Below are 18,307 nucleotides of genomic sequence, written 5' to 3'. Positions count from 1 at the left end.
AGGAGTGTACAGCAAGTGAGCAAACAAGAGAAAAAGCGCCTCTCTTTTCTGGACCGCTATTTGACGCTATGGATTTTTGTTGCGATGGCGCTAGGGATCGGGCTGGGCTATGTATTTCCTAACTTGGTCGCCGGTTTGAATGAATTTCAAGTCGGAACTACATCGATACCGATTGCGCTTGGCCTCATTTTAATGATGTATCCGCCGCTAGCGAAGGTACGATATGAAGAGATCGGCCGTGTCTTCCGAAACGGCAAGGTGTTAACTATTTCATTGATTCAAAACTGGCTCATTGGCCCGATCTTAATGTTTTTCTTGGCTATTATTTTTCTCCAAGGTTACCCCGAATATATGGTTGGACTGATTATGATCGGTCTAGCCCGCTGTATTGCAATGGTTATCGTTTGGAACGATTTGTGTAAAGGGGATACCGAGTATGCAGCGGGACTCGTTGCTTTCAACTCGATCTTTCAAGTTTTGTTTTACTCCGTGTACACCTACATATTTGTTACGATTTTGCCGGGGTGGTTCGGTTTGGAAGGCGTCGTCGTCGATATTACGATGGCCGAAGTCGCCAAGAGCGTGTTTATTTATTTAGGAATACCGTTTCTGGCCGGGATGATTACTCGCTATACGCTTGTAAAAGCAAAAGGCCGGTCCTGGTACGAAACCGTCTTTATTCCGAAAATCAGTCCCATTACACTGATTGCTTTATTGTTTACGATCATAGTCATGTTCTCGCTTAAAGGCGAAATGATTATCCAATTGCCTTTGGATGTCGTGAGGATCGCGATTCCTCTCCTGATTTACTTTGTCGTCATGTTCCTGATTTCGTTTTTCATGGGCAAGAAAGCCGGAGCTGGTTATCCGGTGACTTCTACACTGGCATTTACCGCCTCGGGAAATAACTTCGAGCTGGCGATTGCCGTTGCCGTCGGGGTGTTTGGTATTCATTCCGGCGCGGCATTTGCGGCCGCCATCGGTCCTCTTGTAGAAGTCCCCGTGATGATTGCCTTAGTCAACGTCGCGCTTCGATTTCAGCGGAAGTATTTTTCGAAGCAATCAACTTAACATTTGGAGGACTCGTCATGTCGGATAATAAAAAACTAGTTTATTTCCTCTGTACAGGAAACTCTTGCCGCAGCCAAATGGCGGATGGCTGGTTGAAGGCACTCGGCAATGATCGCTACGAAGTACAAAGCGCCGGGTTGGAGGCACATGGGCTGAATCCGCGTGCCGTCCAGGTAATGAAGGAAGTCGGTGTCGATATTAGCGGCCATACATCGGATGTCATCGACCCGGAGATTTTGAATCGGGCTGACTATGTGATTACGCTATGCGGCCATGCAGACGAACATTGTCCGGTTATTTCCAATAAAAACGTAGTGAAATGGCATTGGGGCTTCGATGATCCAGCCAAGGCCACCGGAACCGAGGAAGAAATTATGAACCATTTTCGAGCGGTTCGGGATGCGATTAAGGCGCGTTTGGAACGGTTTCTAACCGAGGATCGTTAAAATTGCGGGAAAAAGCGTGCAGTGTTATGGCACGCTTTTTGGCTCCACTTCGAATCGGTTTCTGTATTGTTCTTTACGCGTTTCTATAAAACTCCGTAAGATTTCAATGTTTTCAACCGTTCGACAGTAATCCCTCCCCGCCATTCCAAAGCGGCTCCTAAACTAACTTCCTGCCATGACATAGGCCATCCTCCATCTTCCTGTTGCTGCTCCACGAGATGGGATAAATGCTGTTTGAATTCTTCTTCCGAAATAAACTTGGCAGCGTAACATTCTCGTGAAGAAGCCCAATCTAGAACTTTATGTACATATCCTTTAGCCGCTGGATTTCGTTCAATGGTATCCTGTCTGCTCAACCATTTATCTACTTTAGTGGCCAGAATCGCCTCTGCTCTTTGTCGGTCCGGTGCATGCTCTAAAAAAGAAATCCACTGTACGCCATCGTGATAGCCTGATGGCTCCTCACGGTCAACATAATCCCAGAGATATTGCAGCGTTTGCTGAAACCATTCTTCTTCATAAAAGTCAGTGACTTCATTTTGTTTAAGGAGAAGCCCCATAATTTGTCCTGTTGGGTTAATATTTGCTAATGGATCTGATTTTACCGTCCACCAAGGAGCATGAGGATATTCATTAAGTTCTCGTAAAGCGATAGGGAATCCACCGGTTGAAACGGTAATTTTCTTTAAATAGCAGGCAATTCCTCTGATGATGTCCCTATCAAAGCAGCCCATCTCATCCATAACCAAGAGGGCGACTTCCGTTGCAACGGGTTGACTATGCGGACAGCGGATGTCGGGTTCGAGTGCGTTTCCAAATCCTCCGTCATGATTTTGATAAGCCTGAAGTGCGGAGATTACGGCTTCTTTACTGCCGCCTTCAAAAAAGTACTCAAAGCGCCTCCTGTCTAACAGTCTGCCATGGTTATAAATAAATGATTTTGCCCTTTCCACTATTGTTTGATTCATATTATTCACCTCGTTATAATTTCTCTTTCATTATGTATCCGCTATATTTATGATTTGTATTGATTACATAATCGTTCAGCCATTCTATAAATCTCTTTACGTAATGTTTCCGGTTCAGTCACTTCAGCGTCTGATCCTAGTGAAAAGAAAAAACGTACCGCCCAAGACCATTCTGTCGCTGGACATTGAAAGTCTGCCTCCCACTCCTCATTGGAAAGAGCGTGAACACATTCCCCGATATGGATATCCTGTTCAACTTGAAGCATGCCCCTATATGTAAGCTTTGCCTTAACCCTAAATGAGCTTGACACATTATTTGAATTGCTCTGATCCTTATGGGAGAGGTGATTCTCACTTTCATACTCCGGGCGTTCGATGACTTCTATCTTATCCATACGATCCACCCGAAATAATCGCTCTTCTTCATGAGTAGGTGAATAGGCTTCGCAGTACCAAAAACCATGAGATGTGTATATTCTTTTCGGTAAAATACACAGCCAGCGTTGATGCCTCTGAGATCTATAAAATACTTTCAGCCATCTGGATTCCGAGGTATAATCTATCAACGCAGACAGTTGAGGGGCTTTATAATTTCGCTTTGGCACTTCAACTTCCGTTCGTTCAAGAATCGGTTCGATTTGTTTTAAGATATTTTCGGGCAGGCTGTTTTTAATTTTATCGATAACAGTCCATCGTTCTTTATTAAACGGTGTATCGGTCATTTTGGTCATCGCCTGAAGAGACACCAATATAGTGAGTGCTTCTTGGGAAGTAAACTGCAAAGGGGATAATTGGTACCCCTCCATTAATTGAAAGCCGCCTGTTGGACCGGTCATGGAGACAAGAGGAACTCCCATTTCCGAAAGGGATTGCATATCGCGAAGAATCGTCCTCTTGGAAACTTCAAATTTATCGGCTAATGACTGTGCCGTTTCCGCCCGTTGCTGTAAAGCCATGAGGATAGCCATCAGCCTATCCATTCTCTTCACAAACGCTTCCCCCTCTGAACAACTGGTTAACACATTATACCATTTTATTAGTGACACCTAGTATGTCACCAATTCTAGGCTATAAAATAAAATCATTGCCTTACGACCACTCTCCAGGCCGCTATATAAAAATAAAAGAACCCTCACGAGTGGAGAGTTCTATTTGTTTCCCGCAGGGAAGTTATTTGCCCGGTATCGAAATCTATCGAATAATTCCGTCATTGTCATCAAAATCTACTTCAAAACTGCAGGTCTTTTTGGGAAAAAGCCGCGCGTTGCCTTATTCTAAAGCGATTGTGCAGGTCTTTGGAGCGATTTTTGCGAAATGGCCCCATTTTGGCAAAAAGAACTGCACATTTGAGCTTCTTTCGCCTTATTTTTGGAAAAAGGCGGGATTTTAATGCACTTTTGCTCGTCTTTGCGATATCCTTACCGACCTGATGCAATATGATCCGCTTCTGCCAAATGCCCATTGAACCATTTGATCGCATCTTCTTCATATTCCCTCCAATCCATCCACACCAGCAGCTCGTCATTCAAAATGATAGAGTGGAGTCAATGAGGTTCTATTTCACGTGCGGAAATATGAGCGATAGGGTCAATCCCGAACCAGGCTCTGATTTTGCATCCAACTGAATAGCTAAATCATAAGCCATTTTGCTCACCAAGAAGAGCCCCATACCTGTTGCTTCTCTTGTATAAGTACCTCTCCTTCCAGTAAAGCCCTTATCAAAAATAAAGGGTAAATCTTCCCCGGATACACCGGGTCCATTGTCACTAATATTTAGTATGGTGTGATCACTCTCTTTGTCATAAGCCGTTTCAAATGTCAGAATGGGATGGACCTGGTTCTGTGCCGCGTGTTTCGTACTATTCGCGATGATTTGTGCTAATATAAAAGCCAATCCTTTGCGGTCGGAAATCACTTCCCTTTCTTCACCTATGAACTGTATTTGAAAGCCGGATTCGTCCAGTATCGTTCGATGGTCTTCCATTGTCTGTTTACAAAATGCGAGTAATGGTATGGATTCAAACATATAATCTTTATGAGCGGCCTCAAGCCTGGCAAAATACAAGATTCGCTCTACGTCTCCGAGCATTTGATCTCTAACATGAAGCATACGCCGTCTTACAAGGGGAGACATTTCGTCACTGCGGTTATCTAATACCAATGTCATCAAAGACAGAGGCTTTTTAATTTCGTGAACCCAGCCTTCGATATAGTTTTCATAATCGGCCAACTCCATCACTTGTTCGTTGAGTTCCGTCTGATAGGATCTTAAGACGCTACCCATTCTGCGGATAAACGGATGATGTGTCTTTGGAGATACCCGGCATAATATGTCTTCGTTCGTCTCGTTCGGTTCTAACAAAAAATCTTGAAGGGCAGCTTCGATTATTTTTTGTTTTCTCATAATTACGAAGACAGGTAACGTTATCATTGCCAGCGTAAAAACTATCATCAGGCCCACTAACACCTTGAACGTTTCAGGGTAAGCCAACCAGGCGAAAAAAATAAACAGGAGATTTGTCACTATTAAAATAAGAAACCATAGCTTATAAGCATGAAAACAATTATAAATTTCCTTTATCCATCTCATGGTTTCACCTACCCCCTAAGCCGATACCCCTGACCCCTTATCGTTTCAATTTGATTTTCCAGGTTTAATTGTCGAAGTGTTTTTCGTAAACGAGTGAGATTTACTTGAAGGGCATTTTCGTCTATATATTGGTCTGTTCCCCATAAAAGCTCACTCAGTGTTGACTTGGTTACAATCTCAGGCCTATGCTGCGCTAAAGCCAATAAAATTTTCCCTTCATTAGCTGATAATAATAACGATTGTGAGCCCTTATACAAAGTAAAGGTATTGGGGTCCAGCCAAAAACCGCCCCCGTCTATCCAGCCTGGTTGGCTTTCAAATCTTCTTAGCAGGTTCTGAATGCGCGCTAATAATCGATCGCGATTGCATGGCTTTGTGAGATAATCATCTGCACCTAAATGAAGACCATGTAATTCATCCTGCAGCTTATCCCTAGAAGTAAGAATCAATATGGGACCAATCCCCCTTGATTTTAGACTTCGGCATATGTCAAATCCGGATTGTTCCGGCAAATTGATGTCTAATAAGACCAAGTCTGGTGCCAAAGCGGCTATTTGTTGAGCTATATCATGAAAATCCGTAATGGCTGCCGCTTCGTAACCGGCTTTTTGCAATATGTCTATTAACTCTTCTCTCATCCATGAATCATCTTCAACAATGATAATCCTTGCCACTTCGGCACCTCCTTCGATGGGATATTAAACGGTTCCTTAATCTATATTTGGCTTCCAGCGTAATTTATCGATCTCGTGATCTGCCGTACGGGCAACGGTTACTCCATAAATGGCCAAAATTACGATGACAATACAGGCAAAGATAAAGGCGATCGGATACATCAGCGCGTTGTCCTCGATGCGAATCATAACAAAAGAAATCATAGCCCTTATCCCGACCGCTCCACTGACGCAGGCTAGAGATATTGGTAAGAGAAAGGTCAACAACACCTGTCTATGCATTGATTTTTTCATTTGATGACGTTTGGCGCCCAACATGGAAAGCGTTACATAGCGCCCGGCTGTCTGCTTCATCTGTGTCAGAAATTGTAAAGCCAACACCGTACAAGCAATAATCAAAAATAAGAATCCCATATATAATGTCGTATAACTACCGGCTACTACATAGAAAAGTTTCCGTCCAAAGTTTTGTAAATAACTTTCAAAGTCGAAGCCAGAAGCTTTTAATAAATCTCTAGCCTCCATCATTGGAATCATTAAACCTTGTTCGTCTTGCAGCTTTGGCGGGATGCGGAAATTCCAATAGGACACATAGGTTTCCGTATTTATTAGTCGTTCAAACATAGGATCGGGCACGATAAATGCTGAAAGAATCTGTATAGAACGGTCTGCGACTAATCCTCTCATTGGAGTGGATGGGCGGATAAAGATTGCCTGATCGTTAATGCTCAGCAAACTTTCCCCTTCCATTGCAGCCTTTTTCAGAATATGATCCAGTACGGGCATGCTTCCGAGATCATCCATAGGCACAAAATCCGGATTAAAGTATAAAGCAATTTCATCTGAATGCAGATTCAGAGGTCTCTCGCCTATAGCTTCTAAAAGTCCATTATAGGATGTTTCAGGAATGAGGTAAGGCTTCGCTGCATCAATCTCTAGCACCCCAAGCAGATTAAGTGCTTCAGGGTTTTCCGAGCTGATACTGTAGCCCTGCATTTCTCCCGATAAAAATCGCTCTTTATAGCTGCTTGGCAGAGCCATGATGATTTGCTCCCTTAATTTGGACCAATCAACTAAAGATAAAGGCGAGTCTTCTTCCCCATGTTCATAAAGGTATTTCATCCTTCCCATTTCCAAAAGATTTAGGTCCTCAACATAGGGTACCATTTTTTCTGAAGTAAGAAATTGCTCAACCTTTTGCCGATCCCCTTGAACCGTAAAATCATATAACGAGGAATCTCTATTATATAAATGACTTCCCGAACTTAAAATCGTTGAAGCGCCGTTGGCCAGCAAAATGATTGACAACGTAATTAGAATCGATGTTACGGCAACAGATGCAGATCGATTCGCTATGTTCTCTTGAAACTGCCTTAATGTAAAGGTGTGCAGCCCTTTAGTCGTTTTGCGCTTGGACAAGCTAGCCATTAAGCCTAGTAATTTGCCAAATCCCCTCATAAAAAGGATCGTTCCCAGGCTTCCAAGCGCCAAGGCCACAAACAGAAGCAGGCCTGCAAAGTCCATGAAATGATATAAAACAATCCAATAGGCTGCACCTAACATGACAGAACCTGCCATAATATGGATTACGTTGCCTTTAAAATGCCCCATATCTGTTTTCTTATCCATTTGCTCATAAAGCAATTGATGGACCTCTTGATTAAACAATCTTCCACCAAGAATGACGAGTGCTGTACACTGAATGAATAAAAAACCGATGATGGTAGAGAAAATCGCACTCACCGACAAGCTCATTTGATGCCCGATAATTCCCTGCCCGACTAATTTAGAAACCGTCAAGCTGATGATTTCCGCCACAAATGCGCCGATTAAAATGCCGCCAAGAAGTGCCAAAACAGAAGTAACGAATCCCTCTGCCAAAAGCTGAAGAACAAGGCGTTCCTTACGCATTCCTAACATGAGATAGAGCCCAAACTCTTTGCTTCGTCGATTCAATTGGTACCGGTTAGCGAATAAAATCAAGAAAAACAATAAAAATAAAGCAAATACATATACAAGTCGCATTTGAGCTAAAAGTTTATCAATCGCATCACTTTCAAACTCCCTTAAAAATAAAATAACATCTTGTCTTCCAAGTGAAAGAATGATATAAAACGAGGCGACTGCCGTTACAAGTGTTGCAAAGTAGATCAAATTTTCCTTGCGGCTGCGTTTGGCATTACGAAAAATCAATCTAGAGAACATTTGCGCTTCCTCCCCCAAGCTGGGCCAGCACCTGCAAGATTCTTTCATAAAATTTCTCGCGAGACTCCTCTTGTTTGCGGCGCAATTCATGAAAGATGACACCATCTTGAATAAACAGGATTCTAGAGCAAAAGCTTGCCGCATTCGGGTCGTGGCTAACCATTAAAATCGTTCTACCGCTGCTTCTATTCATACCGTCCAACTTATTCATTAAAGTTCTCGCGGAGCGTGTGTCCAATGCCCCTGTCGGTTCATCCGCCAGAACGATATCCGGATCGGAAATCAAACTGCGTGCGGCGGCTACTCTTTGCTTTTGTCCCCCGGACATTTGAGATGGAAATTTGTCAAGGATGTCGGTAATTTCCAAGAAACTTGCCAGCTCATCTAATTTCGCACGCGCTTTTGTCAGCTCCATCCCATGGATGGATACGGGTAATAATATATTTTCTTGACCCGTTAGATTATCCAGCAATTCAAAGTTTTGAAACAAATAGCCGATTCGACTGCCGCGGTATTCGGCTAAATCCTTACTATCAAAAGCGCTGATGTTTTTCCCGTTTAAAAGGACACGCCCGGATGTCGGTTTGATAATGGTCGCAATGCAGTTTAGCAATGTCGTTTTACCGGAGCCGCTGGGTCCCATGATTCCCAGAAATTCTCCCGGGAGAATGTCAAAACTGATCCCGTTTAACGCTTTTGTTATATTGTTTTTCCTTCCGTAGCTTTTCTGCAAGTCTTGAACCTCTAGCAATTTTTCTTGCCTGACCATGTATAACTCTCCTTTTTTGAATATCACTTTCCGGAATAATCATCGATCGATTTGAGCTATACACATTATAACCAGTATAAAAAGCTAAAAATACTTACAGATGGTGTAAGGAAAAATGAAGAAGATTGATAGACTAGCTTCAATGATAGAACATAGGTTTGGTGAGAGGACAGGAAGTGTTTTTAAAATATAAGCGTATAAGTTTTCATCTATACCTGTTCTTATATTTCATTGGTAAACGCGCCCGTCCTAAGGACGGCGATAGCCGTTTATCCTTGTATAGCAAAAAGAGCTTCAACCTGCCGCAATGAAGAGTTGAAGCTCTCTCTCAGTTTTCTCTTTACGCTTAGATTTTCATCAGACCGGCTGCATTGCCTGCATAAACCTTCCCATCCGCTCCAGTGCCTTCTCCAAATCGACGAGCGAAGCCGCATATGAGCAGCGAATAAAGCCCTCTCCGCCTGATCCGAATACATGTCCCGGCACGACCGCCACCTTCGCTTCCTCCAGCAGCCGAAGAGCAAACTGCTCAGATGACATACCGGTAGAAGTAATCGAAGGGAAAGCATAGAAAGCCCCCTCAGGCTCGTGACAGGCCAATCCGATTGCATTCAAGCCACTGACAAACAGCTTGCGGCGTTCATTGTAGCTCGCCATCATTTCATCCTTGGCAGCCAAGCCACGACGCAACGCTTCGATCGCGGCAATCTGGGCAATGATGGGAGCACACATGGCCGTGTACTGGTGGATTTTCAGCATGCCGCCGATCAGCTCACGAGGACCACAGGCATAGCCTACCCGCCAGCCTGTCATCGCAAACGCTTTGGAAAAACCGCTGATGACAATTGTACGCTCCTTCATGCCCGGCAACGAGGCGATACTGACATGCTTCTTCCCATACGTCAACTCGGCATAAACTTCATCCGAAATGACAATCAAATTATGTTGGATTACTAGTTCTGCAATCGGCAGCCAATCCTGCTCCGTCATAACGGTTCCGGTCGGATTACATGGGTAATTGATCATCAAAACCTTGGAATGAGGCGTAATGGCTGCTTGCAGCGCCTGCGGGGTCAGCTTGAACTGTTCTTCTGCCGCAGCAGCCACCTCCACAATTTTACCTCCGTGCAGATAAGCAATTGGTTCATAGGCAATATAGTTTGGCGCCGGAATCAGCACCTCGTCTCCCGGATCAATCACTGCCCGCAGTGACAGGTCCACGGCTTCACTGCTCCCCACCGTCACGATTATTTCCTGCTCAGGGTCATAAGAAAGCGCGAAGCTTCTGGATAAATAAGCGGAAATCTCCTCCCGCAGCTCCTTCAAGCCGGCATTTGAGGTATATTTCATCTGCCCATCACGCAATGCTTGAATACAAGCTTCACGTACCCTGTCCGGCGTAACGAAATCGGGCTCTCCGACCCCAAGGGCGATTGTGTCCCCGCCTGCTGCATTCAAATCGAAAAAAGCACGAATTCCCGAAGGCCGAATACCCCGTACACGCGAGGATAGAAACCGCCCTGCCCCCTCTTCTCGAAACATACTGCATCATCCCCCATTCCTGTTTCCGCTCATAATACGATCCGGCAGCTGCATGTAGGTTATACCCGCAGCGGCCGCACACTTATAAATCCTTATATTTTAAAAAATCTGCGCGCCTGTTCTCCGATGATTTGAATACCCCGTTCGATATTTTCATCCGTTACTCGTGAAAAACCAAGCCGCAATGTATTCGTCCCTTCGCCTTCTTGAATAAAAAACCTGTCACCCGGCGTAAAGATTACTCCCTGCTCTGTGCAAGCTTCCAGCAGCTGGCGTGTATCTACGCCTGCCGGGAAGGTGAGGAACAAATGCAGGCCCCCATCGCCAGTCAGCTGCGCCTCCGGGAGATGTGCTTCACAGCATGCTTTTGTCAGCTCATATTTGCGCTTATACTCTGTCCGAGCTTTTTTTACATATTTATCGAAATTTCCGTTAAGCAAATATTGATATAAAATCGACTGGTCGACTGTGGAGGTATGGATGGTGCGGGCACGCTTAATGCTTTCCAGAGCGTCGATCAGCGTTTCATTATTGCTTTCCAGTCAATCTGCCAGGCGGCAGAGCCGTCAGCTCCCCGATTATCTGCAGCCGACTGGTTTGCCATGGCGGCCACATAGCTGCCCTTGCCGGGAATTGCATACGTAAATCCGTCATCCTCCAGGCCTTCATAGGCAGCAATGATTGTATTGCGGCTCACCCGAAGCAGACCGCTCGCTTCTCGCGTGGAAGGCAGCTTCTGGTCCGCCTGAAGCGCCCCTTTTATAATTAAACGTTTGACGTATTCTTTGACTTGAATCGCTACCGGACGGTCGCCGACGATCTTGAAATCCTGGAACATCCTTCATCGCCCCCATTCATAATAATGGCATAGAAGAAGAGAGAAATAAAAGAACCACCGCACTGGATTTTTCATCCTTCGGTGGTTCATTCGCGCCCCCTATACTCGGCCAGTTACTATTTCTTCTCGTAAAATTGACGATGGAGTTGGCGAACCTGCTCTGCGAGCTCGGGAACAGGGCCTTCCACCACGGTATCACGAATAACGTCTTGGATCGGAAGATTACGGACACGAGACGCGGCAACTCCCATTTCGTTCAGCCACTGGGCCAACTGCGCGGAAGAGCTTGCGTAAACGATCCGGCCTAATCCCACCCAGCCATGGGCAGCAGCACACATAGGACAATGTTCGCCCGAGGTATACACTGTCGCCTTGGCTCTTTCTTCCGGTGTCATGTTCCCCGCCGCCCAACGTGCCAGAGCAAATTCCGGGTGTTGGGTATGGTCGCCGCCGGCAACATGGTTATGATCTTCCATAAGCACGTCACCATCCGCCGAGACCAGTACAGAACCGAACGGCTCATCGCCGGCCTCCAGAGCAGCCTTTGCAAGTTCAATACAGCGCTGCAGATGCTTCAGATCCGTATCATTTATCATCATTGAACCCTCCTTGAATTTGGCAGTGAATTATCTTGCAGGGACCGTATTCAACGTCCCCTGCCCTTCTACTGTTTATGCTAACACGAAAATCACTAAACAAAAAATATATAAAAAATTAGATTTACTTAGGTTTTACATATAAGCTCAATAGTTGCGTCGATAATCTCTTTCCCGTTAAATAAGAAAAGCTCCTGACGGAGCCCTATTTACACCACATTAACGCGTCATGAATGGAGCTGTAGGCCCCAGTACCGCCGGCATTGTTAATTAACACATCTACCCGCCCCAATTGGGCTAATACTTGATCCCGCAGCCTGTGAACCTCTTCTGCATTCGTTACATCCGCAGGAAACACCAGGGCTCGGCCACCCGACTGCTCAATGACTTGGGCCACTTCCGCCAATTTTTCTCTACGCCGGCCTACCAAGACAACTTCCGCTCCCTCAGCCGCCATTATTGTAGTGTCTCTTTGTAAACCACAGTTTCTTGCCCCAACTCTAGCGTCCCCGAAAAATCCGATTTTCTGCTATGATTTAAATCCGGTAGGCGAAAGCTATTGGTCCATGGCCCAAGTGAGCTTTATTTATTTCCGCCGCTTGGCGGGAACTCGTCAAAGTTCCGTTTGTCTGTCTCTCATTTTGATTAGTTGATAAGACCAAGCAGCTTATTGTCTATGAACTCGGAAGCCCATTCCTTAAATGAAAGCTCCTTGCTCCAAGTTACATTATTTATTGCGTAAGCACATCCCCAATCCAGCACTTTCCGATAAAGAATATGTATTATGAGCCGCTCCTTAAGAGCCACATTTGCATTAGTTAATTTCGCATATTCGGACAGAAGATGTCTGACGAATTCCTCTTCTCCTTTATCGAGATATAACACGGTTATCTTGGCCAAGTCGGCAATGGGGTCACCAAAATACGAGTTAGTAAAATCGATTATTCCGCATAAATTCCAGTCTTGTTCTACAGGTTGCAGTAAGATGTTTTCAGGTTTGAAATCCCCCATAACAAATGCCGCAGACTGCAATTCTTCGAAGGAATTCCTTGAACTCTCCAGCAATCCTTCCACCCAATCTTTGTCCGCTTGGCTAATGCCGGAGTATTTTTTAGCATCCTCCAACCAAAATCGGATTTCGTTGAAAAGCCAGTTTTGATAGGATCCTTGAAATGGACGCAGTGTGTTATGAATCGGGTCGAATTCGCCGAAAATATCGGATTTCCAGGCATGCATTTCTGCTAAGGCTCTTGCCAATACTCGTGCTATTCGTATCCTGTCGTTAAAAGTCATTGCCGCTTCTATCTTAGGGTCGTTAAAATGTACTCCGGGCAAACGAGGCATTATCGCATAGGGCCAGCCAAAGATGTCCTTCATCTCATCAAGGACGTAAGGAACGGGGACGGGAATGTCTGTTCTTGCCTTTAAATGATCTATGAAGAATTTTTCTTCAACAAACTGTCCTTCATAGATGGGATTGCCTTTGAGAACATAATCACCCGAGGTGGATGAAACGAAAATGGTTTGTTTCATAACTCCCTTCTCAGTCTGTTTAAAGGATATAAGTTCTCCCAGGTTATAGCGATCCAGCATTTTCTGCAATTGTTCCTTGGTCACCGAATCTATTTTCTTAGAAGAGAAAAGGATCTTGGCAGTCAATGAGATTACCTCCTGTCGTTAAAAAATAACGGCCCAATTGAGACTGGCGATTAATGGTATACAACCAAAGATCATGCGAAAATCATGCACGGTTTGGTTTTAACGGAACCCAGAGACCTTAATCGCTCCAAAAGGGCCTTTCGATCATTTTAACGGAACCAGATGACCTTATTCCCAAGAAATGCTCGCGAAAGTAGGAGAATTCCAAGCAATAAGCGCACCTGTTTCCGTTAGTCTAAAAAAACCGCCCTATTTTGACGAAATAGGGTCTCCCAGGTCCGTTACGTTTTCGCCTGTTGGACTTTTCACTAGTACAACATCCGGTTGAACGCCTTTCCCACAATGAATCGACAGCCTGGCTAAACGAGCTTGGTGCCGGCCCGCTTCGCGAGCTCAAACAAGTCTGCGCCCTTAAGCGCACCCTCTACAAAGCTCGGCAGAAGCTGAGGCGTGCAGGCAAAGCACGGCGTGCCATCGCGCGAGAGCGACTTGGCTATCCCTTCATCATAGTAAGGCTCCCCGCCGTCGGATAAAGCGAGCAAACCCAGCGTCTTCACGCCGGATTCGCGCATTTCGCGCATACGCCGCACGAATGCGGCGCGATTGCCGCCTTCACACATATCCGATATAAGAATAAAGATTGTCTTGACCGGCTCCTCAATAAACTGCTCGCAATAAGCGACCGATTTGTTGATATCGGTGCCGCCGCCGAGCTGGATGCCGAACAGCATATCTACGGGGTCGTTGGCACATTGCTCGGTCAAGTCGACGACCTCGGTGTCAAAGACAACCACTCGCGTGCGCAAGGCCGGAATGCTGGCAAAAATCGAGCCGACGACCGATGCCCAAATGACCGAGTCGGACATCGAGCCGCTTTGGTCAATATCCAGAATGACCGTCCATTCCTGGCTTCTGCGTGCCCGATCGAAGAAGTAGAACTTCTCCGGAATGAGCTTGCGCCGCTCCGGATCGTAATTGTGCAAATTGCGCCGGATCGTCCGTTTCCAGTCCATCCCGCTAACCGAGGGCAGCGGCGTATGCTGCCTGCGGTTCAGAGCGCCGGTCACTGCGCGGCGGATATCGCTTTCCAGCCGCTTCGCCAGCTCCTCCACCACCATTTGCACAAGCATGCGCGCCGTATCCTTCGTCTTCTCCGGAATTTTGCCTTTGAGCGACATCAAAGATCCGACCATCTGAATATCCGGCTTCACCTTGCCGAGCACTTCCGGCTCAAAGAGCAGCTGCTTCAGCCCTTTGCGCTCGATCGCATCATTCTGGATGACCGAGACGACATCTTCGGGAAAGAAGGTCCGGATATCGCCAAGCCACTTCGCCAGCCGCGGCGCCGACTTGCCAAGCCCCGCCGAACGGGCTTCCGGGGTTCCTCCTTCATCGCCAGTATCGTCATACAAAGAGGCGAGTGCTTCATCCATCACCTGCTCCTCTTCGCTCAACCCGATCCCGCCGCCCTGGCTGTATTCCTCCAGCTGCACTTCTGCTGCAGCTTCGGCGTTCACGTTCCATAGTTCGCCCAGCATTTCGGCGACCATCGTCTTCTCTCTGCTGTTAAAGCTGCTGAAGGCTCGGCGGAGAAAGACGAGCGCACGACGGAATTCCTCATCGTCAAGCTCTGCGATATACTCATTCAACTGCTCCCAGAGACTCATCCGCGACAGCAGGCTGTAGCGGTTGCGCATCGACAGCCCCTCGAACCAGCCAGCGCCGAGATCGGCCGGTACGCCCGGCGACAAGCGCCGTGACACTTCCTCCGCACATTCGCCGGCCGACAATTCGCCGCGTTCCAGCAAAATGGCGCAAGCATAGCCCGACAAACGCGGATTGCGGTCATCGCGGCCCGCGAGATGATGAAGCTCCTTCACCCATAGCGCCTCATCGACGAGTTCATGATGCTCCTGCGCAATTTGATTCAGTTCATGGATAGCAGTGAGCAGTGCACCGGAGGCTTCGTCGTTGCAGCCGCAGGCATCGACGAGAAAGAGGCACGCCCGCAGAAACAGCTGCTCCAGCAGGGGCAGGAGCGGCGCCGTATCCAGCTTGCGAATATCTCCATATCCGATGATGATGGCCAACTGATGCGCCGCACCGGCAATCTGGCCGACATCCTGGCTGTCGACGGCCAGCTTCTGCAGCGTTTCGCGAGCGGCTTCCATCTGGGACAGCATCGCACATTCGCATGCTACCCGAATAAGCGCCGAGGCTTCCGACACGGAAGTGCAGCTCTCGAGCTGCTGCTGCAGCCGGAAGGCCGCGGCAAGTTCAATCGTCTCTCCGAGCAGCGTCGACTCTACCACTTCGATTTCCACTTCCGGCGTCCACTGTAATACCCAGTGCTCCGCCCAAGTTGCGCTATCCTGCCCGCTTGCCTGCTTTCTTGCAAATGTAATGCCGAGAAGCTGCATCCGATGCAGCAGCACAGAACGGTGCAGGTCCAAATAAGCTGCCTCTTCCGACTTGACGCGGCGATTTTCCCGCAGATCGAGCGCCAGATCGGCGGCGACGGCCGACTTATATTTGTCCAGCTTCAGCCGTTTGAATTGGCGATTCAGATCGTCCTGAATCGGCGTCTGGCTTACCCCCTCGGCCAACTCGCCGATGGCCGTCCCTACATCGACTCTGGCCAGCGGCTCCGCGACAACAGACAGCTCGCCGTGCCCAAAGATGGACTGGGCCGCATCATGCAGATCCCGCAGCGTCGGCGCGCTGCCCCCGTGAAGCGCGGCCAGCGACTGTGCCAGACGCACCGCTTCAATCACTTCGGCCGTCGAGCGATGCGTGCCTGATTGTCGCAGCCTGCCGGCAACCTGAGACAGATAGCGGTATGCCAAGTCCTGCGGCCGCCCTGCCTCCATCGCCTCCCACATCATCTCGAAATAGCGCGGCGCCCGGTTGCCGGCACCGTAACCGGACATCGACGATAAGCGATAATACGAATAAGGCATTAAAGTCAGCTTCGTATTTCGTTTCGGCAGCAGGTCAAATTCAGCATCGGTCATCCCGGCAGGCAGCGTCGCCAATGCCGATGCATGATACGCCCCGCACACAACAACAATACGCTCCGGCGCATGTCCTGCCGCTATGGCAGCCTCAATCTGCGACAGCATATACAGCTCGCGCAAAGCGTTATAGGCGTATTCTTTACGGGCCGTTACCCACTCCTCTTCTTCCGTCCATTCACGCATTTGGGCGGATGAGGCCAATATCGCCTGCCGATAAGCATCGCGGCTCAAATTATGCTCATAATTCCGCTCCCAATACATTTCATAATCATACTCGCCCGCTAGCTCTGCAATCCGTTCATACAGCGAGCGGGAATGCAGGCGCTCCTCCTGCACTTCGCGCTCGCCATTGCCCTCATCACGCTCTTCGATTCCTCCGCCCTCACCGCTGACATCGCCTTCGCCACCCTCATTACCTTCATTGCCCTCATCGCTCTTCTTGTCCTCACCACGCTCATCGATCCTGCTTTGCCCTAAGTCCAACGCCAGCATGACAGAGGAGGGCAAATCGATGAAAGCACAATAAGCTCCCTGCTCCTCCGCCCATTTCATCGCCTGGTATTCCGGCGAATAGACCGCCAGCGGCCACATCGCGGTTCGCATGGGCAGATCGGCCGTGAAGGCGAGCAGCGCGACAGGCGGCTTGGTGGACTTGTTGACCAAGTGACGAATTTCCTGGGTGGCGTCGGAGGGCCCTTCTATTAAAACTGCCGTCGGCTGGATTTCATGCAGAAATTGCTTGAGATGCTGAGCGCCGCCCGGCGACAGATGCCGTACCCCGAAAATATGTACCGCTCTCTCCGTTTTCCCGCTCGAACTCACGGATTCATCTCCCTGCACGCCTGATAGAGCCCGCGCCATTCGGCTCCGCGTTTCTTCATCACATTGTCCAAATATTCCTTCCACACGACCTGATCCTTGTCGTCATCCTTGACGATCGCACCCTGCAGCCCCGCAGCCAAGTCTTCATCGGACAGCTCTCCGTTGCCGAAGCTCGCCGCCAGCGCCATGCTGTTCGTCAACAGTGAGATCGCCTCCGCTGTCGAGATGGCATTGCCCGGCGACTTCACTTTATTCTTCCGGTCAAGCGTCATGCCGCTGCGCAGCTCCCGGAAAATCGTCACGACTTTATGCAGTGCCTCATCGGCAGGCAGTGCCGCCTGCAAATCATAGGATGCCGCAATTTCCGCCACCCGCTTCTTGACAATCTCCACTTCGGTCTGCAAATCGGCCGGCGTCGGCAGCACGATCATATTGAAGCGGCGTTTAAGCGCGGCGGACATATCGTTAACTCCGCGGTCGCGCGTATTCGCCGTAGCAATAATCGCAAAGCCCTTCTGTGCGGACACCTCCATGCCGAGCTCGGCGACCGAAATCGTCTTCTCCGACAGAATCGAGATGAGCGCATCCTGCACTTCGGAAGCGCAGCGGGAAATTTCCTCGAAGCGGGCAATTCCGCCGACCTCCATCGCGCGCATAATCGGGCTCCGCACGAGCGCTTCCGGCGTAGGCCCATTGGCCAGCAGCATGGCATAGTTCCAGGAATAGCGCACCTGCTCCTCGCTCGTGCCGGCCGTTCCCTGCACCACCTTGCCGGAATCGCCATGAATCGCCGCCGCCAAGTTTTCCGACAGCCATGACTTAGCCGTCCCCGGCTCGCCGATCAGCAGCAGTGCCCGGTCGGTAACCAAGGTAGCGATCGCCATCTCTACCAGCCGGCGGTTGCCGATATATTTGGGCGTTATGACGGTATTCCCGGCTTTGCCGCCGCAAATGAAGGTGAGCACCGACTGCGGCGACATCCGCCAGCCTGCCGGTATCTTTCCTTGATCTGCCGCAATCAGTGCTTCCAGCTCCGCCGCATACAGCCGCTCGGCCGGCAGACGCATCAAATTTTGTTCAGCCTGCGCTTGTTTTCCCATTATTGATTTC

The 18,307-nt window shown here is 48.3% G+C and carries 15 protein-coding genes and 1 pseudogene; 3 read left to right on the top strand and 13 right to left on the bottom strand.

Translation table 11 applies throughout. The features are described 5' to 3' along the window. Positions 1 to 15: 15 nt before the first annotated feature. Both arsB and arsC read left to right on the top strand, forming a co-directional pair. Positions 16 to 1,071: an ACR3 family arsenite efflux transporter gene (gene arsB, locus FS806_RS16965; protein WP_144939006.1), complete on the top strand. Its 1,056-nt coding sequence runs from the start codon at positions 16 to 18 to the stop codon at positions 1,069 to 1,071. A 17-nt stretch (positions 1,072 to 1,088) separates the two neighbouring features. Next, a complete protein-coding gene (gene arsC / locus FS806_RS16960) occupies positions 1,089 to 1,517 on the top strand; it encodes an arsenate reductase (thioredoxin) (RefSeq protein WP_144939004.1) in 429 nt (142 codons plus the stop codon). An 83-nt stretch (positions 1,518 to 1,600) separates the two neighbouring features. On the opposite strand, the gene FS806_RS16955 is transcribed toward arsC, so the two are convergent. Next, the gene (locus tag FS806_RS16955) at positions 1,601 to 2,485 is read right to left on the bottom strand and encodes a hypothetical protein (protein ID WP_144939002.1); all 885 of its coding nucleotides are present in this window, start codon (positions 2,483 to 2,485) and stop codon (positions 1,601 to 1,603) included. A 47-nt stretch (positions 2,486 to 2,532) separates the two neighbouring features. Further along, the gene (locus FS806_RS16950; protein ID WP_260982138.1) at positions 2,533 to 3,465 is read right to left on the bottom strand and encodes a helix-turn-helix transcriptional regulator; all 933 of its coding nucleotides are present in this window, start codon (positions 3,463 to 3,465) and stop codon (positions 2,533 to 2,535) included. Positions 3,466 to 3,524: 59 nt separating this feature from the next. On the opposite strand from FS806_RS16950, the gene FS806_RS16945 reads away from it, so the two are divergent. Then, positions 3,525 to 3,875: a hypothetical protein gene (locus FS806_RS16945; protein WP_222126699.1), complete on the top strand. Its 351-nt coding sequence runs from the start codon at positions 3,525 to 3,527 to the stop codon at positions 3,873 to 3,875. A gap of 165 nt (positions 3,876 to 4,040) precedes the next feature. Here the strand turns inward: FS806_RS16945 and FS806_RS16940 are convergent, their stop codons facing one another. From FS806_RS16940 to FS806_RS16890, 11 genes and pseudogenes are all read right to left on the bottom strand, one after another. Further along, entirely contained in the window at positions 4,041 to 5,075 is a 1,035-nt protein-coding gene (locus FS806_RS16940) for a sensor histidine kinase (RefSeq protein ID WP_144938997.1), read from the bottom strand. An 8-nt stretch (positions 5,076 to 5,083) separates the two neighbouring features. Next, the gene (locus FS806_RS16935) at positions 5,084 to 5,749 is read right to left on the bottom strand and encodes a response regulator transcription factor (RefSeq protein WP_144938995.1); all 666 of its coding nucleotides are present in this window, start codon (positions 5,747 to 5,749) and stop codon (positions 5,084 to 5,086) included. 36 nt (positions 5,750 to 5,785) lie between these two features. Further along, positions 5,786 to 7,954: an ABC transporter permease gene (locus FS806_RS16930; RefSeq protein ID WP_144938993.1), complete on the bottom strand. Its 2,169-nt coding sequence runs from the start codon at positions 7,952 to 7,954 to the stop codon at positions 5,786 to 5,788. Then, positions 7,944 to 8,723: an ABC transporter ATP-binding protein gene (locus FS806_RS16925; protein ID WP_144939033.1), complete on the bottom strand. Its 780-nt coding sequence runs from the start codon at positions 8,721 to 8,723 to the stop codon at positions 7,944 to 7,946. The genes FS806_RS16930 and FS806_RS16925 overlap by 11 nt, the downstream gene beginning before the upstream one ends. 357 nt (positions 8,724 to 9,080) lie before the next feature. After that, entirely contained in the window at positions 9,081 to 10,265 is a 1,185-nt protein-coding gene (locus tag FS806_RS16920; protein ID WP_144938991.1) for an aminotransferase class I/II-fold pyridoxal phosphate-dependent enzyme, read from the bottom strand. A 92-nt stretch (positions 10,266 to 10,357) separates the two neighbouring features. Continuing rightward, a pseudogene (locus tag FS806_RS16915) lies at positions 10,358 to 11,103 on the bottom strand (GntR family transcriptional regulator). A 116-nt stretch (positions 11,104 to 11,219) separates the two neighbouring features. Further along, positions 11,220 to 11,699 (bottom strand): nucleoside deaminase, encoded by a 480-nt coding sequence (locus FS806_RS16910; RefSeq protein ID WP_144939031.1) that lies wholly within the window; start codon positions 11,697 to 11,699, stop codon positions 11,220 to 11,222. A gap of 205 nt (positions 11,700 to 11,904) precedes the next feature. Further along, a complete protein-coding gene (locus FS806_RS16905) occupies positions 11,905 to 12,156 on the bottom strand; it encodes an SDR family NAD(P)-dependent oxidoreductase (RefSeq protein WP_144938989.1) in 252 nt (83 codons plus the stop codon). Between the two features lie 188 nt (positions 12,157 to 12,344). Further along, positions 12,345 to 13,358: a phosphotransferase family protein gene (locus tag FS806_RS16900; protein WP_144938987.1), complete on the bottom strand. Its 1,014-nt coding sequence runs from the start codon at positions 13,356 to 13,358 to the stop codon at positions 12,345 to 12,347. Between the two features lie 359 nt (positions 13,359 to 13,717). Continuing rightward, positions 13,718 to 17,236: a DUF5682 family protein gene (locus FS806_RS16895; RefSeq protein WP_260982137.1), complete on the bottom strand. Its 3,519-nt coding sequence runs from the start codon at positions 17,234 to 17,236 to the stop codon at positions 13,718 to 13,720. Beyond that, entirely contained in the window at positions 17,194 to 18,297 is a 1,104-nt protein-coding gene (locus FS806_RS16890; protein ID WP_144938985.1) for an ATP-binding protein, read from the bottom strand. The genes FS806_RS16895 and FS806_RS16890 overlap by 43 nt, the downstream gene beginning before the upstream one ends. Positions 18,298 to 18,307: the final 10 nt, after the last annotated feature.

Origin of the sequence: Paenibacillus sp. 32O-W (assembly GCF_007679495.1) — a bacterium.
GTDB lineage: Bacteria > Bacillota > Bacilli > Paenibacillales > NBRC-103111 > Paenibacillus_L > Paenibacillus_L residui.
The sequence above is the reverse complement of the archived record's forward strand: the minus strand, read 5'-3'. Positions and strand labels throughout refer to the sequence as shown.

Excerpts from the sequence above, each read along its gene's own strand:
- arsC (WP_144939004.1), top strand. The coding sequence starts at position 1,089 with ATGTCGGATAATAAAAAACTAGTTTATTTCCTCTGTACAGGAAACTCT.
- FS806_RS16955 (WP_144939002.1), bottom strand. The coding sequence starts at position 2,485 with ATGAATCAAACAATAGTGGAAAGGGCAAAATCATTTATTTATAACCAT.
- FS806_RS16950 (WP_260982138.1), bottom strand. The coding sequence starts at position 3,465 with ATGGATAGGCTGATGGCTATCCTCATGGCTTTACAGCAACGGGCGGAA.
- FS806_RS16940 (WP_144938997.1), bottom strand. The coding sequence starts at position 5,075 with ATGAGATGGATAAAGGAAATTTATAATTGTTTTCATGCTTATAAGCTA.
- FS806_RS16930 (WP_144938993.1), bottom strand. The coding sequence starts at position 7,954 with ATGTTCTCTAGATTGATTTTTCGTAATGCCAAACGCAGCCGCAAGGAA.
- FS806_RS16925 (WP_144939033.1), bottom strand. The coding sequence starts at position 8,723 with ATGGTCAGGCAAGAAAAATTGCTAGAGGTTCAAGACTTGCAGAAAAGC.
- FS806_RS16920 (WP_144938991.1), bottom strand. The coding sequence starts at position 10,265 with ATGTTTCGAGAAGAGGGGGCAGGGCGGTTTCTATCCTCGCGTGTACGG.
- FS806_RS16910 (WP_144939031.1), bottom strand. The coding sequence starts at position 11,699 with ATGATAAATGATACGGATCTGAAGCATCTGCAGCGCTGTATTGAACTT.
- FS806_RS16905 (WP_144938989.1), bottom strand. The coding sequence starts at position 12,156 with ATGGCGGCTGAGGGAGCGGAAGTTGTCTTGGTAGGCCGGCGTAGAGAA.
- FS806_RS16895 (WP_260982137.1), bottom strand. The coding sequence starts at position 17,236 with ATGGCGCGGGCTCTATCAGGCGTGCAGGGAGATGAATCCGTGAGTTCG.
- FS806_RS16890 (WP_144938985.1), bottom strand. The coding sequence starts at position 18,297 with ATGGGAAAACAAGCGCAGGCTGAACAAAATTTGATGCGTCTGCCGGCC.